Source organism: Streptomyces sp. MMG1121 (assembly GCF_001280015.1).
Taxonomy (GTDB): Bacteria; Actinomycetota; Actinomycetes; order Streptomycetales; family Streptomycetaceae; genus Streptomyces.
On the sequence record NZ_LGDV01000074.1, the window covers coordinates 62,425 to 86,634 of the forward strand.

General features: G+C 71.1%; 16 protein-coding genes and 3 pseudogenes. 10 read left to right on the forward strand and 9 right to left on the reverse strand.

Annotation, left to right across the window (positions count from 1 at the left end):
• The first annotated feature begins 62 nt into the window (after window positions 1-62).
• Together ADK64_RS08305 and ADK64_RS08310 are read left to right on the forward strand one after the other, a co-directional pair.
• Complete coding sequence (locus tag ADK64_RS08305) at window positions 63-1,796, forward strand: ABC transporter ATP-binding protein (protein ID WP_053656599.1); 1,734 nt, start codon at window positions 63-65, stop codon at window positions 1,794-1,796.
• Window positions 1,796-3,721, forward strand: coding sequence for an ABC transporter ATP-binding protein (locus ADK64_RS08310; RefSeq protein ID WP_053656601.1), 1,926 nt, complete (start codon window positions 1,796-1,798; stop codon window positions 3,719-3,721). The genes ADK64_RS08305 and ADK64_RS08310 overlap by 1 nt, the downstream gene beginning before the upstream one ends.
• Before the next feature lie 67 nt (window positions 3,722-3,788).
• Here ADK64_RS08310 and ADK64_RS08315 read toward each other — a convergent pair.
• Window positions 3,789-5,079 (reverse strand): annotated as a pseudogene (locus ADK64_RS08315) (RNA polymerase sigma factor).
• A 111-nt stretch (window positions 5,080-5,190) separates the two neighbouring features.
• On the opposite strand from ADK64_RS08315, the gene ADK64_RS08320 reads away from it, so the two are divergent.
• Window positions 5,191-5,811: a hypothetical protein gene (locus tag ADK64_RS08320; RefSeq protein WP_234384499.1), complete on the forward strand. Its 621-nt coding sequence runs from the start codon at window positions 5,191-5,193 to the stop codon at window positions 5,809-5,811.
• A complete protein-coding gene (locus ADK64_RS08325) occupies window positions 5,808-6,815 on the forward strand; it encodes a nucleotidyl transferase AbiEii/AbiGii toxin family protein (RefSeq protein ID WP_053656609.1) in 1,008 nt (335 codons plus the stop codon). The genes ADK64_RS08320 and ADK64_RS08325 overlap by 4 nt, the downstream gene beginning before the upstream one ends.
• On the opposite strand, the gene ADK64_RS08330 is transcribed toward ADK64_RS08325, so the two are convergent.
• Window positions 6,812-7,813 (reverse strand): IS481 family transposase, encoded by a 1,002-nt coding sequence (locus ADK64_RS08330; RefSeq protein ID WP_053656611.1) that lies wholly within the window; start codon window positions 7,811-7,813, stop codon window positions 6,812-6,814. The two genes, ADK64_RS08325 and ADK64_RS08330, sit on opposite strands and share 4 nt — an antisense overlap.
• 5 nt (window positions 7,814-7,818) lie before the next feature.
• On the reverse strand, window positions 7,819-8,634 hold the full coding sequence (locus ADK64_RS08335) for an NAD(P)H-binding protein (protein WP_053656613.1): 816 nt from the start codon (window positions 8,632-8,634) through the stop codon (window positions 7,819-7,821).
• Between the two features lie 84 nt (window positions 8,635-8,718).
• On the opposite strand from ADK64_RS08335, the gene ADK64_RS08340 reads away from it, so the two are divergent.
• Window positions 8,719-9,141 carry a winged helix-turn-helix transcriptional regulator gene (locus tag ADK64_RS08340; RefSeq protein ID WP_053656615.1) on the forward strand — a complete coding sequence of 141 codons (423 nt, stop codon included), beginning with the start codon at window positions 8,719-8,721 and terminating at the stop codon, window positions 9,139-9,141.
• A gap of 43 nt (window positions 9,142-9,184) precedes the next feature.
• Here ADK64_RS08340 and dnaG read toward each other — a convergent pair whose 3' ends face one another.
• From dnaG to ADK64_RS08360, 4 genes are all read right to left on the reverse strand, one after another.
• Window positions 9,185-11,080 carry a DNA primase gene (gene dnaG, locus ADK64_RS08345; protein ID WP_053656617.1) on the reverse strand — a complete coding sequence of 632 codons (1,896 nt, stop codon included), beginning with the start codon at window positions 11,078-11,080 and terminating at the stop codon, window positions 9,185-9,187.
• A gap of 38 nt (window positions 11,081-11,118) precedes the next feature.
• A complete protein-coding gene (locus tag ADK64_RS08350) occupies window positions 11,119-12,384 on the reverse strand; it encodes an NAD(P)/FAD-dependent oxidoreductase (protein ID WP_053656619.1) in 1,266 nt (421 codons plus the stop codon).
• Window positions 12,385-12,500: 116 nt separating this feature from the next.
• Window positions 12,501-13,769: a deoxyguanosinetriphosphate triphosphohydrolase gene (locus ADK64_RS08355; protein WP_053656621.1), complete on the reverse strand. Its 1,269-nt coding sequence runs from the start codon at window positions 13,767-13,769 to the stop codon at window positions 12,501-12,503.
• Window positions 13,770-13,847: 78 nt separating this feature from the next.
• Window positions 13,848-14,600, reverse strand: coding sequence for a sirohydrochlorin chelatase (locus ADK64_RS08360; protein ID WP_053656623.1), 753 nt, complete (start codon window positions 14,598-14,600; stop codon window positions 13,848-13,850).
• A 154-nt stretch (window positions 14,601-14,754) separates the two neighbouring features.
• On the opposite strand from ADK64_RS08360, the gene ADK64_RS08365 reads away from it, so the two are divergent.
• The 4 genes and pseudogenes from ADK64_RS08365 to ADK64_RS08380 all read left to right on the forward strand — a co-directional run bounded on the left by ADK64_RS08365 (window position 14,755) and on the right by ADK64_RS08380 (window position 20,375).
• Window positions 14,755-15,435, forward strand: coding sequence for a SanA/YdcF family protein (locus tag ADK64_RS08365; protein ID WP_078992557.1), 681 nt, complete (start codon window positions 14,755-14,757; stop codon window positions 15,433-15,435).
• Between the two features lie 15 nt (window positions 15,436-15,450).
• A pseudogene (locus ADK64_RS44780) lies at window positions 15,451-16,919 on the forward strand (membrane-associated oxidoreductase).
• A 141-nt stretch (window positions 16,920-17,060) separates the two neighbouring features.
• Window positions 17,061-19,209, forward strand: a pseudogene (locus tag ADK64_RS08375) (molybdopterin oxidoreductase family protein).
• A gap of 335 nt (window positions 19,210-19,544) precedes the next feature.
• Complete coding sequence (locus ADK64_RS08380; protein WP_053656627.1) at window positions 19,545-20,375, forward strand: arylamine N-acetyltransferase family protein; 831 nt, start codon at window positions 19,545-19,547, stop codon at window positions 20,373-20,375.
• A 1-nt stretch (window position 20,376) separates the two neighbouring features.
• Here the strand turns inward: ADK64_RS08380 and ADK64_RS08385 are convergent, their stop codons facing one another.
• Window positions 20,377-20,808, reverse strand: a complete 432-nt coding sequence (locus ADK64_RS08385; RefSeq protein ID WP_053656629.1) for a gamma-glutamylcyclotransferase family protein — start codon at window positions 20,806-20,808, stop codon at window positions 20,377-20,379.
• A gap of 137 nt (window positions 20,809-20,945) precedes the next feature.
• Here ADK64_RS08385 and ADK64_RS08390 point away from each other — a divergent pair, with 137 nt between their 5' ends.
• Entirely contained in the window at window positions 20,946-22,598 is a 1,653-nt protein-coding gene (locus tag ADK64_RS08390) for a M4 family metallopeptidase (RefSeq protein ID WP_053656631.1), read from the forward strand.
• A 64-nt stretch (window positions 22,599-22,662) separates the two neighbouring features.
• Here ADK64_RS08390 and ADK64_RS08395 read toward each other — a convergent pair whose 3' ends face one another.
• The gene (locus tag ADK64_RS08395) at window positions 22,663-24,186 is read right to left on the reverse strand and encodes an MFS transporter (protein ID WP_053656633.1); all 1,524 of its coding nucleotides are present in this window, start codon (window positions 24,184-24,186) and stop codon (window positions 22,663-22,665) included.
• Window positions 24,187-24,210 lie beyond the last annotated feature (24 nt).

Below are 24,210 nucleotides of genomic sequence, written 5' to 3' on the forward strand. Positions count from 1 at the left end.
TCCGACGATAGGGGCCAAGGGCAACCGAACCAGCCCCCGTCGCCGACTCCGAGAGACGTAGCGTGCTCATACGACTTCTGCGGACCTATCTCAGGCCCTACAAGAAACCCATCGCCCTCCTGGTGCTGCTGCAGTTCCTGCAGACCTGCGCCTCCCTCTACCTGCCCACTCTGAACGCGCACATCATCGACAACGGCGTCGTGAAGGGTGACACGGGTTACATCCTGTCGTACGGCGCCCTGATGGTCGGCATCTCGCTGGCCCAGGTCGTGTGCAACATGGGAGCCGTGTACTTCGGCGCACGCACCGCCTCCGCGCTCGGCCGTGACGTACGCGGTGCCGTCTTCGACCGTGTGCAGTCCTTCTCCTCGCGTGAGGTGGGACACTTCGGCGCCCCCTCGCTCATCACCCGTACGACGAACGACGTACAGCAGGTCCAGATGCTGGCCCTGATGACGTTCACGCTGATGGTGTCGGCGCCCATCATGTGTGTCGGCGGCATCGTCATGGCCCTCGGTCTGGACGTTCCGCTGTCCGGGGTGCTGGTCGCCGTGGTGCCGGTGCTCGCGATCTGCGTCACGCTCATCGTGCGCCGGCTGCGTCCGCTGTTCCGCTCGATGCAGGTCCGTCTCGACACGGTGAACCGGGTGCTGCGCGAGCAGATCAGCGGCAACCGGGTGATCCGCGCCTTCGTCCGCGACGCGTACGAGCAGGGCCGGTTCGGGAAGGCGAACGCCGATCTGACCGATATGCAGCTGGCCACCGGCCGGATGCTCGCGCTGATGTTCCCGATGGTCATGACCGTGGTGAACCTGTCGTCGATCGCGGTCGTGTGGTTCGGCGCGCACCGCATCGACAGCGGCGGAATGCGGATCGGCGACCTGACCGCGTTCCTCGCCTATCTGATGCAGATCGTCATGTCCGTGATGATGGCCACCTTCATGTTCATGATGGTGCCGCGTGCGGAGGTCTGCGCCGAGCGCATCGAGGAGGTCCTCGGCACCGACTCCAGCGTGGTGCCGCCGGCCGCGCCGGTCACCGAGCTGCGCCGGCACGGGCATCTGGAACTGCGCGGGGCGGGCTTCCGCTATCCGGGGGCCGAGGAGCCTGTGCTCAAGGCCGTCGACCTGGTCGCCCGGCCGGGTGAGACGACCGCCGTGATCGGCTCCACCGGCAGCGGCAAGTCCACGCTGCTCGGGCTCGTCCCGCGGCTGTTCGACGCCACCGAGGGCGAGGTCCTCGTGGACGGCGTGGACGTCCAGCAGGTCGGCCCGCAACTGCTGGCGAAGACGGTCGGGATGGTCCCGCAGAAGCCGTACCTCTTCGCGGGCACGGTCGCCACCAACCTGCGCTACGGCAACCCGGACGCCACCGACGAGGAGCTGTGGCACGCGCTGGAGGTGGCACAGGCCAAGGGCTTCGTCAGCAAGCTGGAGGGCGGGCTCGACGCGCCCATCGCGCAGGGCGGCACCAACGTCTCCGGCGGTCAGCGCCAGCGGCTCGCCATCGCCCGCACGCTGGTGCAGCGCCCGGAGATCTACCTCTTCGACGACTCCTTCTCCGCACTCGACTACGCCACCGACGCGGCCCTGCGCGCGGCGCTCTCCCACGAGACCGCCGAGGCGACCGTCGTCATCGTCGCCCAGCGCGTGGCCACCATCCGCGACGCGGACCGGATCATCGTGCTGGACGAGGGCCGGGTCGTCGGCTCCGGCCGGCACCAGGAGCTGATGGCGACCAACGAGACCTACCGGGAGATCGTGCTCTCCCAGCTGACGGAAGCGGAGGCTGCCTGATGTCCGGGCCCATGCGCATGATGGCCGGGCGCGGTCCCGACCAGCGCTCGATGGACTTCAAGGGGTCGAGCAAACGGCTCCTCGCCCAGTTCCGGCCCGAACGGCTCACGATCTGCCTCCTGCTGCTGTGCACGGTGGTCAGCGTGGGCCTGAGCGTGGTCGGCCCGAAGATCCTCGGCAAGGCCACCGACCTGGTCTTCGCCGGCATCATCGGCCGGCAGATGCCGGCCGGCACCACCAAGCAGCAGGTGCTCGACCGGATGCGGGCCCACGGCCAGGGCTCCGTCGCCGACATGCTCAAGAGCACCGACTTCACCCCGGGCAAGGGCATCGACTTCGGGGCCGTCGGCAACGTCCTGCTGCTCGCGCTCGGTACGTTCATGGTCGCCGGCCTGCTGATGGCGGTGGCGACCCGGCTGGTCAACCGGGCCGTGAACCTCACCATGCTCCGGCTGCGCGAGCAGGTGCAGGGGAAGCTGTCGCGGCTGCCGCTGTCGTACTTCGACAAGCGCCAGCGCGGCGAGGTGCTCTCCCGCGCGACCAACGACATCGACAACATCGGCCAGACGCTCCAGCAGTCGATGGGCCAGCTGATCAACTCGCTGCTGACCATCGTCGGCGTGCTGGTGATGATGTTCTGGGTCTCCTGGATCCTGGCGCTGGTCGCGCTGGTCACCGTGCCGTTGTCGGCCCTGGTGGCCACCCGGGTCGGCAAGCGGTCCCAGCCGCACTTCGTGCAGCAGTGGCGCACCACCGGCAAGCTGAACGCGCACATCGAGGAGATGTACACCGGGCACACCCTGGTCAAGGTGTTCGGCCGCCAGGAAGAGTCGGCGCAGCAGTTCGCCGAGCAGAACGAGGCGCTGTACGAGGCCGGGTTCAAGGCGCAGTTCAACAGCGGTGTGATGCAGCCGCTGATGATGTTCGTGTCCAACCTGAACTACGTGCTGGTGGCGGTGGTGGGTGGTCTGCGCGTCGCCTCCGGCTCCCTGTCCATCGGCGACGTCCAGGCCTTCATCCAGTACTCGCGGCAGTTCTCGATGCCGCTGACGCAGGTCGCGTCGATGGCGAACCTGGTGCAGTCCGGCGTCGCCTCGGCCGAGCGGGTCTTCGAACTCCTCGACTCCGAGGAGCAGGAGGCCGACCCGGTGCCGGGCGAACGGCCGGCGGAGCTGCGCGGGCGGGTGCGTCTGGAGCACGTGTCGTTCCGGTACAACCCGGAGAAGCCGCTGATCGAGGACCTGTCGCTCACGGTGGAGCCGGGGCACACGGTCGCGATCGTCGGCCCGACCGGCGCGGGCAAGACCACGCTGGTCAACCTGCTGATGCGGTTCTACGACGTGTCGGGCGGCCGGATCACCCTCGACGGGGTCGACATCCGGAGGATGACCCGCGACGAACTGCGGTCCGGGATCGGCATGGTGCTGCAGGACACCTGGCTGTTCGGCGGCACGATCGCGGAGAACATCGCGTACGGCGCGTCGCGCGAGGTCACGCGCGGGGAGATCGAGGAGGCGGCACGGGCGGCCCACGCCGACCGCTTCGTGCGCACCCTGCCCGACGGGTACGACACCGTGATCGACGACGAGGGCACGGGGGTCAGCGCCGGCGAGAAGCAGCTCATCACCATCGCGCGGGCGTTCCTGTCCGACCCGACGATCCTGGTCCTGGACGAGGCGACGAGTTCGGTCGACACCCGGACCGAGGTGCTGATCCAGAAGGCCATGGCCAAGCTGGCCCACGGCCGTACGTCGTTCGTGATCGCGCACCGGCTGTCGACGATCCGGGACGCCGACACGATCCTGGTGATGGAGAACGGCTCGATCGTGGAACAGGGCGCGCATGCGGAGCTGTTGGCCGCGGACGGCGCGTATGCCCGGCTGTACAAGGCGCAGTTCGCGCAGGCGGTCGCCGAGGTCGACTAGTCGGCCGGGGACGGGAGGGGGGCCGCCGGGGACAGGCGGCCCCCCTGTTCAGTCCGCTCAGTGCGCCTCAGTCCAGGTAACCCCTCAGCTGGTCCGCGAACGCGTGGTCGCGGAGCTTGTTGAGGGTCTTGGACTCGATCTGCCGTATGCGTTCCCTGGTGACGCCGAAGATGCGCCCTATCTCCTCCAGCGTGCGGGGGCGGCCGTCGGCCAGGCCGTAGCGGAGCTGGACGACCTTGCGCTCCCGCTCCCCCAGCGTGGACAGGACCGCTTCCAGGTGCTCCCGCAGCAGCAGGAAGGCCGCCGACTCGACCGGGCTCGCCGCGTCGCCGTCCTCGATGAGGTCGCCGAGGGCGACGTCCTCCTCCTCGCCGACCGGTGCGTGCAGGGAGACCGGCTCCTGGGCGAGTCGCAGCACCTCGCTGACCCGCTCGGGCGGCAGGTCGAGATGGTCGGCGACCTCGTCGGGCGTCGGCTCGTAGCCCCGCTCCTGGAGCATCCGCCGCTGCACGCGGACGACCCGGTTGATCAGCTCGACCACATGGACCGGGACCCGGATGGTGCGGGCCTGGTCGGCCAGGGCCCGGGACATGGCCTGGCGGATCCACCAGGTGGCGTACGTCGAGAACTTGTAGCCGCGGGCGTAGTCGAACTTCTCGACGGCGCGGATGAGCCCGAGGTTGCCCTCCTGGACCAGGTCGAGCATGGTCAGCCCGCGGCCCACGTAGCGCTTGGCGACGGACACGACGAGCCGCAGGTTGGCCTCGATCAACCGCCGCTTGGCCATCCGCCCCATGACCACCAGCCGGTCCAGGTCGAGCGCCATCCGGCCTTCCAGGTCCGGGGTGTTGAGCAGCTTCTCCTCGGCGAACAGGCCGGCCTCGACCCGGCGGGCGAGTTCGACCTCCTCGGCGGCGGTGAGCAGCGGGATGCGGCCGATCTCGCGCAGGTACTGGCGGAACAGGTCGGCCGAGGGGCCGCTGCTCTCGGCCCTGGCGGCGGCCGGTGTCCCGGCGGGTTCGTCGGGTTCCTCGGGCTCGTCCGTGAGCGCTTCCGCCGGCGGTTCGACCGGCTCGGCGGAAGCGGCCTCCGGGTGCACGGCGGCACGGCTCTGCGGGGGTACGGCCACGAGGACGTCCGTCTCCGCGTCCGGCTCGTCCGCGCTGCCGCTGGTGGCGCTGCTGTCACTGGTGGCGCTGGTGGCGCTGTCGGTCTGGGTGAGGGTCTGGGTCTGCACGAGGGCGACCTCCAGGATGATCGCTGCTGAAGGTGTGCGGCAGCGGTACTTCGGGAGCGGAGAGTCGACGGCCTGCGCTCCGAGGACTCGGGCACCGCCCCCAGTGTGGAGTACGACACATCCCCGCCACGAGGGGCGTGCGGTGACTTTTTGCGTCCGGTCCGTGACGGGTTGGTGATCCGGGCCCGAAATCCGGGCGCGCTGTACGGCCCTGAACTGGCAGAATCCGCGAGTGCCCGACCTTCTGTACGAAACCCACGTCACTGTCCGCTGTTCCGATCCGGCCGAGACGGAGCGGTTGCGCGGCTGGGCGGACGCGACCGGACTGAAACTGACCCACATCGTGCTGGCCCGCGGCCGTATGCGGGAGCAGCCCATGCTCACCCTGGCCGGTTCGGCGTCGCACTGCGAACAGTCGGCGCGGGCGACCGCGACGGTGGCGGCACTGCGCTCGGCGGGATTCACGCCGGTCCGGGTGAAGACCGAGTCGGCCCCGTGGGCACCGGAGGTACCGGCCGGCCCGGGCGGGGGCGGGCGGTCCGGCGGACAGTACTTCGAGCACCATGTGAAGCTCCTCCTCGACGCCGGCACGGACCTCGACGAGCTCACCGAGCGGGTCGTGCCGCACGGCGCGCACCTGTCGTGGAACGCCCGCCGGGTGCGCGGCGGCGGCCGGCACGAACGGTTCGTCACGCAGCGCTGCCGGGGCGTCGGCCGCGCGCGGGCCGAAGAGGCTCTGCGCCGCCTTCTCGCGGAGCTGGACGGGCTGGACGTGCTGGCGGTGGAGCGGGAGTTCGTGCTGTACGACAGTGACGAGTCGGTGGACGACGGATGGCTGGAGGCGTCGCGATGAGTGAGGTGTGGCGGGCGTTGTGGCGCAGCACGGAGCTTCCCGCCGAGCCATTGGACGAGGCGACCCGGCAGACGAGCCATCTGCCGCGCACGCTGATCCAGGTGCCCGGCGCCGACGTGACGCAGCGGCCCGTCTTCGAGCCGGCCCTCAAGCAGTACCAGAACGCCTACCGCGCCACCGACCCCGTCTTCGCGGACCCGGCACGCGGCGAGGCCTGGCACACGGCCCGCCGGCAGGCGCTGTACCTGGTCCTGGCCGCGATCGCCGGCTCACCGTGGGCGGACGCGCTGGTGCTGCGCGGCAGCGTGCTGATGTCGGTGTGGTTCGGGGAGGCGGCCCGCGAGCCCGGTGACCTGGACTTCGTCGTCGTACCGGCCCACTGGCGGATCGACGAGGAGCGCACCGCCCGGATGCTCGCCGGCCTCGCGCAGGCGGCGCAGGCCCGCGAGGGCGAGGTCCGCTTCTCGGCGCGGGACGCGGTCGTGGAGGACATCTGGACCTACGACCGTGTGCCCGGCCGCCGCATGATCCTGCCCTGGTCGGCACCGGGTCTGCCCGGCGGGCACGTGCAGCTGGACTTCGTCTTCAACGAGGAGCTGCCCGAGGAGCCGGAGCCGGTAGAGCTGCCGGGCGGGGCGGTGCTGCGCGCGGCGACGCCCGCGCTCTCGCTGGCCTGGAAGCTGATGTGGCTGGTCACCGACATATACGCCCAGGGCAAGGACCTCTACGACGCCGTCCTGCTCGCCGAGCGCCACCCGCTCTCCCACGAGCTGCTGCACGAGGTGTTCCGACTGTCGGGCGAGTGGCCGTACCCGTACCAGGGCAGCGTCCTGCTGGAGGACGTCGTGGAAGCGGTCGGGAACGTCGAGTGGCATCACTTCGTCACCGAGTACCCGCAGTTCACCGACAGGGAGCGGGAGTTCGCGCAGCGACTCGTGCGCGCGGTGACCCCGGCCTTTCCACCCGGAATCACACGGCCCGAGCAGCCCCGCGAAGAGGGCTAGCTGTATGAGGCCACGACGTTGGTGACGCGATCGCGTAGTCGGGCTGCGGGTGGCTGCCCTGCGGCAGCGCTGTGGGGCCGGTGATAGTTGTAGTGGATGTTCCAGACGTCGAGCGCTGCGCGTCGTTGGTCTTCGGAGGTCCAGGTGCGGGCATAGAGGAACTCCTCGGCGACGATCCGGTTGTAGCGCTCTACTTTCCCGTTGTGTCGCGGTGTGTATGGGGTGATCCGCTGGTGCCGGGAGCCGAGCAGGGCCCGTGAGAAGGCTTCGGCCCGGTAGCAGGCTCCGTTGTCGGTGACGATCCGCTCGATGCGGGGGATGCCGTTGGCCCCGAACCACGCACGGGCACGGTGCATGAACGCGATCGCAGTAGTGGCTTTCTCGTCTGACAACGCTTCGGTGTAGGCGATTCGGGAGTAGCCGTCGACCGCGGAGTGCAGGTAGACGTAGCCGCCCCGCTTCGTCTTCCTCTTGGAACGTTCGGCTGCTTTGGCCTGGTCGGTTCCTTGGCCGTGGACTCGCCAGCCGCCGCCGTCGGGGATTCGGCCTACCTTCTTCACGTCGATGTGGACCATGTGCCCGGGCCTGCGGGCGATGATTTTGCGTGGTTCGCGGTTTGAGTCGCCGTTCGGATCGATGAACTTGCGGCGGTTCAGCCCGAGGGCGAGAAGGTGGCGAGACACCGTACGACGGCTGATCTGGATGCCCTCGTCGCGGGGCTCGAAGACGATCCGGGAGGCGGACCACTTCTGTGTGCGACGGAGGTCCTCGATCCGTGCCACCGCGTCCGCGGAGATCGCTGTGGGCTGGCGGTGCGGGGCCGAGGAACGATCCAGTAGGCCAAGCTCCCCGTCCTGTCGGTAGCGGTTGACCCACTTCGATGCACACGCCCGAGAGATTCCCATCTCAGCGGCCACGTGCGCGATGGGACGGGTATGGCAGCGTTCGACCAGTCGCCGACGACCTTCGAGGGACAGCGGCGCGTTGCGATGAGCCATGCGCGTCAGCGTGCGCTGGGACGCATCGCGGCCGCGGTGTCCGCTGCTACGGCCAGCGCGTCGGTGAGCGGCCGGTCGAGCAGTTGCACGAGGTCGGGGCTGGAGTTGCTGAGGAACCCATGGCGGACGCTGGTGGCGATCGAGGTGAGCATCGGCGGCTGGAACGGCAGCAGTGCGTCGTCCGCGAGGAGCCGGGCGCGGTACTCGCCCAGCCCGATGGTCCGGTGTACGACGTCGAGGCGCTGGGCGATGTCCTCGGCGGTGATCGGGTCGCCGACCAGGTCGTAGGTATTGCCGGCGTGCGCTGTTGGGTGGCTGGCAACGATGGCTGTTGCGGCAGCCAGGTCCGCCCGAGCCACCGCAGAGAGAGCGCCATCGCCAAAGGCTGACTCCAGACCGTCGGGTGTCCACGTCAACAACGCTCCGAAGAGCTCGGCGTAGAGCCCATTGCGCAGGACCGTCCAGTCGAGCCCACTGGCCTTGACCAGTTCCTCAGTGGCGCGGTGGGCGAGCGCGAACCCGAGGTGATCCCCGGTGCGGGTCAGGCTGGTGTAGATCACGTGTACGACGCCGTCGCGGACGGCGGCATCGAGAAGGGCCTGATGCCGAGCGATGACCTGGTCGTCCTCGGCATACCCGGCAGAGACCAGCACCAGCGTCGAGACACCGGTCAGGTCAAGGCTGGCGGGGTCGTCGAAGTCCAGGTGGCGCTGCCTATCGCCGGGAGTCCGGCTGCCACCCAGGGCGGGCACCTTCCGTTCGGCCAACTCCTGAAGCGTGAGGGATGCGAGCTGTCCGTTCGCGCCGGTCACCATGATCATTGTGGTTCGTTCTCCTAGGTGGTTCTCATCAGTAACTACGATGAGTCTCGACCGGTCACGGTCGGCCCACAAGGAGGCAGTTTGATGTCAGTGACGCACACCGAGGTAACCGCTGGGCCCGCAGAGCTCGACCCGTGCGGACAGCCTGACCACCCCGACTGCGGGATCCGCGACGTCCTCGACCGCGTGGGCGACAAGTGGTCGGTCCTCGTGATCGTCGAGCTTGCGAGCGGCGCACGGCGTTTTCGGCAATTGCAACGCGCAATCGACGGGATCTCTCAGAGGATGCTGACCCTGACCGTGCGCCGGCTGGAACGCGATGGGCTGGTCCTTCGAACCGTCTATCCGACCGTGCCTGCTCAGGTGGACTATCGCCTCACCGAGACCGGTACGAGCCTGACCCATCTCGTCAAGGCACTGGCCGACTGGTCACTCGAGCACCGGGACGGCATCGCCCATGCCCGCCAGGCTTACGACGCGCAGCATCCCGACAGCGAGATCCGATGACCGCCCGCGTCAACAACGTCATGACCCGCAACAGCTAGCCCCCTTACAGCGCCTCCATGCCCCGCGTCTTCAGTGACTGGTCGTACTGCTGGAGGACCCACAACTCGTTGCGCACGGCGGCCAGTTCGGCGGGGTCGCCGCCCGCTTCCAGACGGCGGACGGTGATCTGGATCTGCTGGACGCGGCGCTCGACGGCGCGGCGGCGGACCTGTACGAGCTGTTCGCCCGCGTAGTTCTCGTCGACCGTCCGGCGCATGATCGCCTCCACGGCCAGCTCCGTGACCATGGCGCGGACCGTGTCGTCGGGGGCCGCCTCGCGGACGCGGACCAGGTATTCCTGCGAGTCCTGCATGCCGTACTCGGCGCCGCCCGCGTCCAGGACGGCCTGGCGCACGGCGGCGTAGGGGGCGGCGGTGAACTCGTCCACGCCGTACGCGTCGAAGGCCGGGGAGACCAGCTCCGGGCGCTGGAGGGCGAGCTTGAGCAGTTCGCGCTCGGTGGCGTAGATGGGGTTGCGCAACTGGAGCGCGGGCCCGGCCGCGGCGGGGCGGGCGGCGGCCTCGTACGGCTGCGGGCCGGCGGGTGCCGGGGCCTTGGTGCCGCGGTCCCTCGCCCAGCGGGCCAGCTGGGCCACCCGCTTGACCACGAACTGGGTGTCGAGGATGCCGAGCATGCCGGCGAGGTCGACGGCGACCTCGTGCTGGGCGCCGCTGTTCTTGATGCGGGCGACGATCGGGGCGGCCTCGTCCAGCGCCGCCGCGCGGCCGGCCGGGGTGTCGAGGTCGTAGCGGACGACGATCTGGCGCAGCGCGAACTCGAAGAGGGGCGTGCGGGGTTCGGCCAGGTCCGCCACCGCCTCGTCGCCCTTGGCCAGGCGCAGTTCGCACGGGTCCATGCCGTCCGGTGCGATCGCGATGTAGGTCTCGGCGGCGAACTTCTGGTCGTCCTCGAAGGCGCGCAGGGCGGCCTTCTGGCCGGCCGCGTCGCCGTCGAAGGTGAAGATGACGCGTGCGCTGCCGTTGTCCATCAGCAGGCGGCGCAGGATCTTGATGTGGTCGCCGCCGAAGGCCGTACCGCAGGTGGCGATCGCGGTCGTCACTCCGGCGAGGTGGCAGGCCATGACGTCGGTGTAGCCCTCCACGACGACCGCGCGGCTGGCCTTGGCGATGTCCTTCTTCGCCAGGTCGATGCCGTAGAGGACCTGCGACTTCTTGTAGATCGCCGTCTCGGGCGTGTTCAGGTACTTCGGGCCGTTGTCCGCCTCGTAGAGCTTGCGCGCGCCGAAGCCGACGACCTCGCCGCCGATGTCCCGGATGGGCCACATCAGGCGGCCCCGGAAGCGGTCGATGGGGCCGCGGCGGCCCTCCTGGGAGATCCCGGAGAGGAGCAGCTCCTTGTCGGTGAAGCCCTTGCCGCGCAGATAGCGGGTGAGGTGGTCCCAGCCCTGCGGGCTGTAGCCGACGCCGAAGTGGAGGGCGGCGGCCTGGTCGAAGCCGCGCTCGGCGAGGAAGAGCCGGCCGGTGTCGGCCTCGGGGCTGGTGGCGAGCTGCTCGGCGTACCACTGCGCGGCGATCTTGTGCGCCTCGACCAGGCGGATCCGCTCGCCGCGCTGGTGGGCCGGGTTGTACCCGCCCTCCTCGTAGCGCAGCGTGATGCCGGCCTGGGCGGCGAGGCGCTCGACCGCCTCCGAGAAGGAGAGGTGGTCCACCTTCATCACGAAGGTGATGGTGTCGCCGCCCTCCTGGCAGCCGAAGCAGTGGAAGAGTCCCTTGCTCGGGCTGACCTGGAAGGACGGCGACTTCTCGTCGTGGAACGGGCACAGGCCCTTGAGGTTGCCGCCGCCCGCGTTCCGCAGCTGGAGGTACTCGGAGACCACGGCGTCGATCGGGACCGCGTCCCGTACCGCCTTCACGTCCTCGTCGTTGATCCGTCCTGCCACGAGGTGATTCTACGGGGGCGGACCGGCAGCCCCGGTGCTCAGGGGACGAGACTGTCCAGCGGCACGTGCGGGTCGGCCAGGGCCTCGGTGTCCACCTGGGCCTCGGAACGGATCAGCTTCTGGATGTCCTCTGTGACATCCCACACGTTCACGTTCATCCCGGCCAGCACGCGCGACTCCTTCACCCAGAACGCGATGAACTCCCGCTTGCCGGCATCGCCCCGGATCACCACCTCGTCGTACGACCCCGGCGGCGCCCAGCCGCTGTACTCCATCCCCAGGTCGTACTGGTCGGTGAAGAAGTACGGCACGCGGTCGTAGGCGATCTCCTGGCCGAGCATCGCGCGGGCGGCGGCCGGTCCGCCGTTGAGGGCGTTGGCCCAGTGCTCCACCCGCAGCCGGGTGCCGAACAGGGTGAGCGGGAAGTTCGCCGCGTCGCCGGCCGCGAAGACGTCCGGGTCGGACGTGCGCAGCCGCTCGTCGACGACGATGCCGCCGCCGAGCGCCCGGTCGGCGATCTCCAGGCCCGCCGCCTCCGCGAGACCGACGCGGGGCGCCGCGCCGATCGCCGCGAGGACGTCGTGCGCCGGATGCTCCTCGCCGTCGTCGGTACGGGCCGCGAGGACCATGCCGTCCTGGCCGACGATCTCGGTGAGCTGCCGCCCGAAGTGGAAGCGGACGCCGTGCTCGCGGTGCAGCTCGGCGAAGACGTTGCCCAGCTCCGGGCCGAGGACGTGGTGCAGCGGGGTCGGCGCCGGGTCGATCACCGTGACCTCCGCGCCGTACTCACGGGCCGCCGCCGCGACCTCCAGGCCGATCCAGCCGGCGCCCGCGATCACCAGGTGCCCGTTGTCCCGGCCGAGGGACTTCAGTACGCCCTTGAGCCGCTCGGCGTGCGCGAGACGGCGCAGATGGTGCACGCCGGCCAGACCGGTGCCCGGGATGTCGAGGCGGCGCGGCTCGGCGCCGGTGACCAGGAGCAGCTTGTCGTAGCGGACGAGCGTACCGTCGTCGCCGTAGCGGACCGTCTTCGCCGTACGGTCGATGCGGTCGACGAACTGGCCGAGGTGCAGCTCGATGTCGTTGCGCGCGTACCAGGCGGGCTCATGCACGAAGACGCTGTCGCGCTCCTCCTTGCCGAGCAGGTACCCCTTGGACAGCGGCGGGCGCTCGTAGGGGTGGTCGCGCTCGTCACTGATCAGTATCACCCGGCCGGTGAAGCCCTCCGCCCGGAGCGTCTCGGCCGCCTTCGCGCCGGCGAGACCGCCTCCGACGATGACGAATGTCTGATCCGCGTCGACCACTTGATGCCTCCTCGTAGGGGTGCCGCCATATGCGCCGCCATAGGCGAGCGTCCCGCACACGGCGTGCTGCGGGAAGAGGGAGTGACCCGATCAGGCCAGGACCGGTCACGTTCCTCTCACATATGCCCCGTCAGTCTCGCGTGCAGGGACCGCGCCGAGGCGTCGGTGAGAGAGGCGATCTGGTCGACGATCACCCGCTTGCGCGTGTGGTCGTCGCCTGCCCCGTCGAAGAGGGTCCGAAACTGCGGATCGAGCCCGTCCGGCGCGCGGACGGTCAGCGCCTGCGCCAGCTCCGCCACGATCACCCGCTGGTCCGCGCGCAGCCGCTCCTGCTCGGCGCGCTGCATCACATACCGGTCCGCCACCGCCTTCAGCACCGCGCACTCCATCCGGGCCTGCCTGGGTACGACGAGCTCTGCGCCGTAGCGGCTGAGCCGGCCGGTGCCGTACGCAGCGCGCGTGGCGCCCTCGGCGGCCAGGCAGAACCGGCCGATGAGCTGGCTGGTGGCGTCCTTCAGGCGGGCCTGGGCCACCGCCGTGCCGTCGTACCCGTGCGGCCACCACTCCTCGTCCTGGAGACGGTCGAGGGCCGCGGAGAGTTCCGCCGGGTCGGTGTCCGCCGGTACGTACCGGCCGACGGCGACCGCGAACACCTCCTGCCGCTCGGGCTCGGCGTGCAGGCAGTTGGGGTCGATATGGCCGGCGTGCAGACCGTCCTCGACGTCGTGCACCGAGTACGCCACGTCGTCCGACCAGTCCATGACCTGCGCCTCGAAGCAGGTGCGGGTGCCCGGGGCGGCTGCTCTGGCCCAGTCGAACACCGGGCGGTCGTCCTCGTACACGCCGAACTTCTTCGACGCCGGGTCGGTGGGGTGGGCGCCGCGCGGCCAGGGGTACTTGGTGGCGGCGTCGAGGGCGGCGCGGGTGAGGTTGAGGCCGACGGAGCGGTCTTCTACGAACCGTTTGGGCTCGATGCGGGTGAGGAGCCTGAGGGACTGGGCGTTGCCCTCGAAGCCTCCGCAGTCGTCCGCGAAGTCGTTCAGCGCCTGTTCGCCGTTGTGGCCGAAGGGGGGGTGGCCGAGGTCGTGGGCGAGACAGGCGGCCTCCACGAGATCGGGGTCGCAGCCGAGGGCCGCACCCAGCTCGCGGCCCACCTGGGCGCACTCCAGGGAGTGGGTGAGCCGTGTTCTCGGGCTGGCGTCCCAGACCTGGCTGCGGGTTCCCGGGGTGACCACCTGGGTCTTGCCCGCGAGGCGCCTGAGGGCGGCGGAGTGGAGGATGCGGGCGCGGTCGCGTTGGAAGGCTGTGCGGCCTGGCCGTTTGTCGGGTTCGGGGGCGTAGCGTTCCAGCGCGGCCGGGGTGTAGCTGAGTGCGGTGCCTTCCATGATTCGACAGTAGGCGTCGGTAGTGACAATTGGGTGTTGGCGGTGCGCCCGGTCGTCTGCCCCGGTCCCCGCGCCCCTTCAGGCAACCTGCGCCAGCGGTGTCGCGCAGCTCTGCTCGTAGCGATGCAGGATCAAGCGGGCCATCGCCGGATGGTCCCCGAGCGGTGCCGAAGCCAGCCACGGTGCCGCCTGCGCGCACTGGGCCGCGAAGCGCCCCGGCGCCGTGAAGTACGACGCGACCGCCACCCGGTGCCGGCCACGGGCCGTCAGTGTGCGCACGGCCGTCGGGACGCTCGGAGTGGCTGCGCAGGCGTAGGCGGGGAGGACCGGCACGCCCAGGCGGGTGGCGAGGAGGCGGGCCGTACGGCGGGTGTCCCGGGCCGAGTCGGGGTCGCGGGAGCCCGCTGCCGCCAGGATCACCGCGCCGCCCCGGCGCACGGCCTCGTCCGGGACCGGCGGCCAGCCGGCCTCCAGCAGGCGGTCGCGGAGGGCCTCCGCGAGGAGGGGGTGCGGGCCGAGCGGGGGTGCCACGCGTGCGCGTACCCGGGCCGTGGCCGCCATCTCGGGGATGTCGTGCTTGACGTGGTAACCGCGGGACAGGAGCAGCGGGACCAGGACGGCGGGGGTGTCGCCGAGGGCGGCGAGGGTGTCCGCGAGGAGCGGCTCGTTCAGTTCGATGTGGCCCAGGTGGACGGACAGGCCGGGGCGCAGCTCGCGTACGCGGTCCATGAGCGTCGTCACCGTCGTGAGCGCGCGCGGGTCCCTGCTGCCGTGGGCGACCAGGACCAGGGCCGGCGGGGGCGGGGCGAGGTGCGGGTGCGAGCGCGTCATGGACCGATGGTGGCGGGGGCAGGTTGCGTGGCCGTTGCCTGGCCGTCACGGGTATTTTCCACGGGTTCACCTCGTACGGATGCGCGAGGTGAGGCGAACCGGATCCGGGCCGCCGGCGTCCTCCAAGGTCGGGACCGATCACTGGGGGGACCGTATGAGGATCCGTCGACCGCGACTGCCGCGCACCCGTACCGGGCGGCGACGGCTGGTGCAGGCCGTGATGGCCGGGTGTGTGCTGGCGCTGCTGCCTTCGACCTGGCTGTACGTGTCCACGGCGGAGCGGCTGCGCACACTGGCGGACGTGCCGTCGGCCAAGGTCGCCGTGGTGTTCGGGGCCGGGCTGGCGGGCGGGGAGCCGTCGCCGTACCTCGCGAACCGGCTGGACGCGGCGGCGACGCTGTACCGGGAGGGGCGGATCGAGGTCGTCCTCGTCACCGGGGACAACAGCCGCAGGGACTACGACGAGCCCGACGCCATGCGCACCTATCTGACCGGACACGGCGTGCCGAGCGAGCGCATCGTCCGCGACTACGCCGGGTTCGACACCTGGGACTCCTGTGTGCGGGCCCGGAAGATCTTCGGGGTCGACCGGGCCGTGCTGATCAGCCAGGGCTTCCACATCCGGCGGGCCGTGGCCCTGTGCGAGGCTGCGGGGGTCGCGTCGTACGGGGTCGGGGTCACCGAGAAGCACGACGTGACCTGGTACTACGGCGGGACCCGCGAGGTGTTCGCGGCCGGCAAGGCGGTGCTGGACACGGTGTTCCGGCCGGATCCGACCTTCCTGGGGCCGCGGGAGAACGGCGTCACGAAGGCGCTGGCCGAGGCGCGGGGCTGAGCGGGGAGGCTGAGTATGGAGATCACCGGTCTGACGCCTGCCGAGCGCCGCGTCCTGGACGCCTTCCCGCTCGGCGAGGGCGTCGACTTCCGGGAGGGCGACGACGAGGACCCCGCAGAGGGCGCCTCCTGGGGTCCCGAGCGCACGCTGCGGGCGGAGGTGCTGGGGCAGCTGCTGCTGGCCGGGCCGGTACGGGAGGGGCGGGTCGCCGGCCTGAAGGTGTGGGGCGCGCGCATCACCGGGCGGCTGGACTCAAGTACGGCACCGTCGGCCATCCGGTCCGGCTGCGCTTCTGCCACTTCGAGGAGGCGCCGGATCTGTACGGGGCGCAGGTCGGCGCGCTGGTCCTCAGCGACTCGGTGCTGCCGGGGCTGACGGCCGGGAACCTGCGCGCCGAAGGGGTCGTGCGGATCTCCTGCTGCCGGGTCACGGGGCCGGTACGGCTCCAGGGGGCGAAGCTGTCCGGGGCGTTCTTCGCGGGCGGTGCGCGGCTCGGCAGGCCCGGCGAGGTCCCCGAGGAGCCGGTGCTGCAGCTCAACCATGCCGAGGTGGGCACGGACGTGTGGGCCCCGGGCCTGGTCGCGCACGGAAAGGTTCACTTGAACGGGGCGGTCGTCCGCAATCAGGTCAACCTCAACGACGCGTATCTGAACGCCCCCGGAGAAACCGCGTTGCACGCCGAGGTCCTGACGGTCGGCACCGACCTGCACGCCATGCGCCTGCGGACCCGTGGCCGGGTCAATCTGTCCGGTGCCCGCATACCCCGTCAGCTCAATCTCGCCCACGCCCGGCTGTCCGACCCGGGCGGCCAGGCCCTGCGCGCCAGCAGCAGCGTCATCGGCGAGCTGTGGCTGCGGGAGGCCGCACCGATCGAGGGGGCCGTCAATCTGCGCCGCGCCCAGCTCGACCTGCTGCACGTACCGCCCGAGGTGTGGCCCCGGCAGGTCCGGCTCGACGGGCTCGGCTACCGCGTGCTGACCCCGCATCTCGCGGCCGAACTGCGTCTTCCCCTGCTGGAGCGCGAGCCGGAGGGATATCTTCCGCACCCCTACGAGCAGTTGGCCACGGCGTACCGCACGGTGGGCGACGACGCCGCCGCGCGCACCGTCCAACTGGCCAGGCTCCGTCGTCATCGCCGTACCCTGCCGCCGTACGCCCGGCTGTGGGGCCATCTCCAGGACGCGGCCGTCGGCTACGGTTTCCGCCCGATGCGGGCCGCGGGGTGGCTGCTGCTCCTGCTGTGCACCGGCACGCTCGCCTTCGCCCTGCACCACCCGCCCGCGCTCAAGCCCTCCGAGGCGCCCGCGTTCAACCCGCTCTTCTACACCCTCGATCTGCTGCTGCCGATCATCGACTTCGGTCAGGAGGGGGCGTACGCGCCGCGCGGCGGGTACCAGTGGCTGGCGTATCTGCTGATCGTCACCGGCTGGGTGCTGGCGACGACGATCGCGGCGGGCGTCACCCGCTCGCTGAACCGGCAGTGAGGCAGTGGGACCGGTCGGGAACGGCACGGGGAACCGGCACCTCACGCCGCCCCCGGCCCGGCGGGGAGGCGGGCGTCCCGGCCGTGTAACCGGGAGCGGCCCGGTGCCGTAACACGCCCGACGCACGCTGGCCCCATGGAGATGCCCGCCTCGACGCCCACCCACTGCCCGTACTGCGCCCTGCAGTGCGCAATGAACCTCACGCCCTTGGCAGAGGGGGGCGTCGAGGTGTCCGCGCGGACGGACTTCCCCGTCAACCAGGGCGCGCTGTGCGGGAAGGGGCGTACGGCCGCCGAGGTGCTGGCGCCGGGGGGCGCGGCTGACCTCGCCGCTCGTGCGGTCCGGCGGGCGGCTGGTGACGGCGGGCTGGGCGCAGGCCCTCGACCTGGTCGCGGAGCGGCTCGGGCGGACGCGGGAGCGGTACGGTCCCGACGCGCTCGGGGTCTTCGGCGGGGGCGGGCTGACGAACGAGAAGGCGTACGCGCTCGGCAAGTTCGCGCGGGTGGTGCTCGGCACCTCGCAGATCGACTACAACGGCCGCTTCTGCATGTCATCGGCCGCGGCGGCGGGCACGAGGGCGTTCGGGCTGGACCGGGGGCTGCCGTTCCCGCTGGAGGACATCCCGAAGACCGGCTGTGTGATCCTGGTCGGCTCCAATCCCGCCGAGACCATGCCGCCGTCGCTGCGCTTCTTCCGCGAACTGCGGGAGAACGGCGGCACGTTGATCGTCGTGGACCCGCGCCGGACGCGCACCGCCGAGCAGGCCGACCTGCACCTCGCACCCCGGCCCGGCACCGATCTCGCCCTCGCCCTCGGCCTGTTGCACCTGGTGGTGGCCGAGGGGCGGACGGACGAGGCGTACATACGTGAGCGCACCACCGGCTGGGCCGAGGCCCGGGCCGTGGCGATGGCGCACTGGCCGGAGCACGTGGAGCGGATCACCGGGGTGTCGGTGCCCCAGCTCCGGCAGGCGGTACGGCTGTTCTGCGAGCCGGCGGCGGCGATGGTGCTCACCGCGCGCGGGCCCGAGCAGCAGTCCAAGGGGACGGACACGGTGGGCGCGTGGATCGACCTGTGCCTGGCGACGGGGCGGGCGGGGCGTCCGCTGTCCGGGTACGGCTGTCTGACCGGGCAGGGCAACGGGCAGGGCGGGCGCGAACACGGCCAGAAGGCCGACCAGTTGCCGGGCTACCGCAAGCTGGACGACCCGGCGGCCCGACGCCATGTCGCCGAGGTGTGGGGCGTCGACCCCGGCAGCCTGCCCGGGCCCGGGCGCAGCGCGTACGAGCTGCTCGACGCCCTCGGTACGGACATCAGGGCTCTGCTGCTGATGGGCTCCAACCCGGTGGTGTCGGCACCACGCGCCGCACACATCGAGAAGCGCATCACGTCCCTTGACTTCCTTGCTGTTTGTGACGTGGTGCGTTCCGACACGGCCGAGCTGGCGGATGTGGTCCTTCCCGTGGCCCAGTGGGCCGAGGAGACAGGGACGACGACCAGCCTGGAGGGGCGGGTGCTGCTGCGCCGGCAGGCGGTCGGGCCGCCGCCCGGTGTGCGAAGCGACCTGTACGTCCTGCACGAGCTGGCCGCGCGTCTCGGTGTGGAGAAGGGGTTCCCGACCGATCCCGAGGAGGTGTTCACCGAACTGCGCCGGGCCAGCGCGGGCGGACCGGCGGACTACTCGGGGATCTCCTACCGGCGGCTGGCGGCGGAGAACGGGGTGTTCTGGCCGTGCCCGGAGCCGAAGCCCACCCGGACCGGCCCCGGTGCGGGCCGCCCGGATTCCGCGTCCGCGAAGGGCTTCCCGGACGCGGTGCACCCCGGCACCCCCCGCCTCTTCCTCGACCGCTTCGCCACCGAGGACGGCCGGGCCCGGTTCGCGGGTGTGGCGTACCGGCCCACGGCGGAGGAGCCGGACGTCGAGTATCCGCTGCTGCTGACCACCGGCCGGGTCGTCGCGCAGTACCAGTCGGGCGCCCAGACCCGGCGGGTCGCCGAGCTGAACGCCGCCGCGCCCGGTCCGTTCGTGGAGCTGCACCCCCGGCTCGCGGCCCGGATCGGCGCGGTCGAGGGTGATCCGGTGACCGTGATATCGCGCCGGGGCCGGGCCACCGCGCCTGCCCGGATCACCTCCGCCATCCGCCCGGACACGGTGTTCATGCCGTTCCACTGGCCCGGCGAGGGCCGCGCCAACACTCTCACCAACCCGGCGCTCGACCCGACGTCCCGGATGCCGGAGTTCAAGTCGTGCGCGGTGCGGGTGGAGGCGGTCGTACCGGCCTCGCCATGAGGGCCGGCCGAACGGTGCGTGCGCACGGGTTCCGTCAGGGGACGGCTGCGGTCACGGCGATCGTGGCGGCGGTCCTGGTGGCCGCGAGCTGCTCCGTTCCGCAGCCGTAGCGCTGTCACCGCCGCCGGGTCGGTCACGCGGAAGTGCGGCGGCAAGCAGACCCTCGTGCAGACCCGGACGGCCGACCGGGCGCCGGCCCGGGACTTCCGGGCGGCGGTGGCCCGCGCGGGCGGCTGCACACGAGGGCGCCTCGGCCGGGTCCTAGGGCGAGCGCAGTAGTGCGGTTCGATCCGCGGGCTGCGGCGCGGCGGGCCGGGTTCGCGTAGGTTCGGGCCATGTCCGAAACCGAGCAGTTCGACCTCGACGCCTACCTGGAGCGGATCGGGTGGCAAGGCGGCAGGCAGGCCGGCCCGGAGACGCTGCGCGGCGTCCATCTGGCCCATGCGCTGTCCCTGCCCTTCGAGAACCTGGACCCGCTGAGCGGCCGGGCGCCCTCGCTGGTGCCCGGTGACCTCATGGCCAAGATGGTCCACGGCCCGCGGGGCGGCTACTGCTACGAGCACAACACGCTCATGTGGCTGGCCCTGGAGGCGCTCGGGTTCCGGGTGGGCGGGCTGGCCGCGCGGGTGGTGCTGGGCGCCCCCACGCCGTGGAGCCGGCCGCGCACGCACATGATGCTGCGGGTCGAGGTGCCGGGCGAGCCGGAGCCGTATCTGGCGGACGTGGGCTTCGGGGCGTCCGGCTCGCTGCTGGTGGCGGTGCCGCTGGTCACCGGCACCGCGTTCGAGGGCGGCGGGCGCCGGCACCGGCTGATGCCGCTGTCGCACGAAGGGCCGCTGGAGCTGCTGGAGTTGCAGGCGTACGACCGCCGACAGCAGGACTGGGTCGGCCAGTACGCGTTCACGCTGGAACCGTTCGCCGCCCCGGACTACGAGGTGTTCAACTGGCACGTGGGGACCAATCCCCGCTCTCCCTTCACCCGGCGCCCGTATCTGCAGCGGACCACCGCCGAGCGTCATCTCGCCCTGGACGGCGACCTGCTGACCGAGACCCGGGCCGACGGCACGGTGACCGAGCGGAAGCTCGCGAACGAGGCGGAGGTGCGGCGCGTCGTGGCGGAGGAGTTCGGGATCACCGTGCCCGGGGGGCTGTGCCTGCTCGGCTGACTCAGCGGCGGGAGCGCCAGTCGCCGCCCTCGACGAGGGTGCCGGTGGCCCGCAGCCGGGCGGCGACGCGCGGGGCGGCCAGGTAGACCCAGGCCGAGGCAGTGGTGCCGTCGGCGCGTACGGCATGCCGGGCGACGCGTTCGTAGAGGCTGCGGGGGTCGCCCGGCAGGTACTCCTCCAGCCGGTCCAGGGCGGCGAGCAGCTCGCTGTAGGTGTCCGGCCGGGCGGTGACCAGTTCGCCGTACACGTGCGTGCCGGGGCACTCGACGGCGTAGGGGTGGCCGGGACCGTCGTAGAGCGCGGCGTCCGGGAGGCGGGCCGGTTCCTCGGACGCGGTGCGGCCCCACAGGAACAGGTCGTGGTTGGCCTCGCCGGGGCGCAGCGTGCCGTAGACGAAGAAGGGCAGCGGGGTCCCGGGGTCCGAAGTGATCACGGAAACGATTCTGTACCCCCGCCGGCTTCTCACACATCTCCATGAAGCCGCTATGGACATGACTTGTCATGCCCCCTTAAATCTGTCGACATCAGCGCCATCCCCACGTCCAGCCTGGCGCCTTCCCGAGGAGACCGATGAGCCGGATACGGCAGCACGCCCGAGGATCCCGTCGTCTCACCACCACCGCCGGTGTCGCCGTCACCACCGCGACCCTGCTGACCGTCGCCCTCTCCCCCGCCGCCCACGCCGACCCGGGACCGACCCGCGCCACCGCGATCGAGCACGCGGCGTCGGCGCTCCTGGCCCATGCCGCGAACCTGGGCCTGACCTCCGCCGAGGACACCAGTGTCCGCGACGTGATCGTGGACCCGGACGGCACCCAGCACGTCCGCTACGACCGCACCTATCACCGACTCCCCGTCCTGGGCGGCGACTTCGTGGTCCATCTGAAGAAGGACGGCGGCTACCGCGGCGCCGACCGGGCGACCCGGGGCGCGATATCCCTCACCTCGGTCATCCCGAGGATATCCGCGCCGCAGGCCGCCGACCTCGCCGTGAACGCGCTGCGGGCGGTCAACCTCGGCGACCGGCTGCAGCAGCTCAAGGCCAAGCCCGAGCTGATCGTCGACGCCCTGCACGGCACCCCGAAGCTGGCCTGGCGCACCAACGCGGTCGGCCGGGACTCGCTCGGCAACCCGGTCGCCCGCACGGTGCTGACCGACGCCCGCACCGGTGCCCAGATCGACGCCTGGGACAGCATCGAGACCGCCGCCGGCGACGGCCAGTCGTTGTACAGCGGAACGGTGCCGCTGCAGACGACCCAGTCCGGATCGACGTACAACCTCACCGACCCGACGCGCGGCAACACCTACACCGGTGACGCGGCGAACAAGACCGACTTGTGCATCTTCGGCATCTGCATCAGCCGGGCACCCTCGACGGTGTTCACGGACGCCGACAACCACTGGGGCACGGGCAGCACCGCCGACCGCTCCTCGGCCGCCGTCGACGCCCAGTACGGCACCGACGAGACCTGGGACTACTACAAGAACGTCCAGGGCCGTAACGGCATCGCCGGCGACGGCAAGGGCTCGTACAACCGCGTCCACTACGGCAACAACTACAACAACGCCTTCTGGGACGACAGCTGCTTCTGCATGACGTACGGCGACGGTGACGGAACCGCCTTCGGACCGCTGGTCGCCCTCGACGTCGCCGGGCACGAGATGACCCACGGGGTCACCTCCAAGACGGCCGCGCTGACCTACTCCGGGGAGTCCGGCGGACTCAACGAGGCCACCTCCGACATCCTCGGCACGATGGTGGAGTGGTACGCGAACAACCCCTCCGACCCCGGTGACTACCTCATCGGCGAGAAGGTCGTCCGCCCCGGCTTCGGCAAGACCGCCCTGCGCTACATGGACCAGCCGTCCAAGGACGGCAACTCGGCGGACTACTGGAGCAGTTCGGTCGGCAACCTCGACGTCCACTACTCCTCCGGCGTCGCCAACCACTTCGCCTACCTCCTCGCCGAGGGCAGCGGCGCGAAGACCATCAACGGCGTCAGCTACAACTCGCCCACGTACAACGGCTCGACGGTCACCGGCATCGGCCACGACAAGGTCGGCAGGATCTGGTACCGGGCGCTGACGGTCTACATGACGTCCTCGACCGACTACGCGGGCGCCCGCACGGCGACCCTCAGCGCCGCGAAGGACCTGTACGGCGCGGGCAGCACCGAGTACGACGCGGTGGCCGCGGCCTGGAGCGCGGTCAACGTGAACTGATCCGGGCCAGGACGACGGAAGGCCGGTGCCCGTCCGGGCCCCGGCCTTCCGTCGTGCGCCGCGCTCAGGACACCAGCTCCGGCTCCCGCTCGGCGGATTCGGCGGGCTGCTCCGCCTTGCCGTCCCGCATCACCGCCGTGGCCAGGACCGCCGCCGCCAGGACACCGACCGCGCTGACCGCGAAGGTGGTGGACATCGAGGAGGTGAAGGCCTCGCGGGCCGCACGGACCAGGCCCGGGTGGGCCGCGGCGACCGCTCCGGCGATGGACTCACGGGCCTGGGCGGGGGCGCCGGCCGGCATCCGGTCCGTGTAGCCACTGGCCAGCAGCGAGCCGAGGATCGCGATGCCGAGGGCGGTGCCCGCCTGCTGGACGGTGTCGTTCAGGGCCGAGCCGACGCCCGCCTTCTCCGGCGGGATCGTGCCCATCAGCGCACCGACCGCGGCCGGCATGGCGGCTCCCGCGCCGAGGCCGAGCAGGCCCAGGGCGATCGCCGGGACGGTGAATCCGGAGCCCGCGCCGACCGTGGTGAGCAGGGCGAAGCAGGCCACCATGATCAGCATGCCGGTCAGGATCACAAAGCGGTTGCCGATCTTCGCGGCCAGCTTCACGCCGCCCGCGTTGCCGATGATCGCGGTCACGGCCAGCGGCAGGAAGGCCAGGCCCGCCTTGATCGGCGAGTAGCCGAGGACGAACTGCAGGTACTGGGTGAGGACCAGCAGCAGACCGCCGTTGCCGATCTGGACGAGGGCCAGGGAGAGCGAACCGCCGGTGAAGTTGCGGTTCTTGAACAGGACGAGCGGGACCATCGGCGAGGGGGTGACGTTCTCCCAGACCACGAAGGCGGCGAGGGCGACGACCGCGACCGTCAGGCCGGCCAGGGAGCGGCCGCCGAAGGCGCCGTGCTGCGGGATCTCGATGATCCACCAGACCAGTGCGGTCATCCCGGCCGCCGACAGCACGGCGCCCAGCGGGTCGGCCTTCTGCCACGGCGCCTTCGACTCGGGCATGAGGGTGACGCCGGCGATCACGGCCAGGACGACCACGGGGACGTTGAGGAAGAAGATCGCGTGCCAGGAGAAGTGGTCGATCAGCACACCGCCCAGCACCGGGCTGCCCACCAGGCCGAGCATCGACACCGACCCCCAGGTCGCCATCGCCCTGCCGCGCTCCGCCTCGTCGAAGACGGTGATGAGGATGGACAAGGTGGACGGCATGATCAGCGCCCCGCCGACGCCCATGGCCACCCGCAGGGCTATGACCTGCCCCGGGTCGGCCGCGAACGTCCCGGCCAGTGATGCGGCGCCGAAGAGCAGCAGGCCGACCAGCATCACCTTGCGGCGGCCGAAGCGGTCACCGAGGCTGCCGGAGGTGAGCAGCAGGCCGGCGAAGACCAGGACGTAGGAGTCGAGGATCCACTGGACGTCCTGGGCGCTCGCGCCGAGGTCCTCGGTCATCGAGGGCACGGCCACGGTGAGCGCCATGCTGTCGATCGTCAGGACCAGCGTGCTCAGGCAGAGCACGATCAGGATCCACCAACGGCGCGGATTGCGGCTCTCCGCGCCTGCCAGGCTCTCCGGGCTTTCCATGGGTTGTCCCCCTCGTATGCGAAC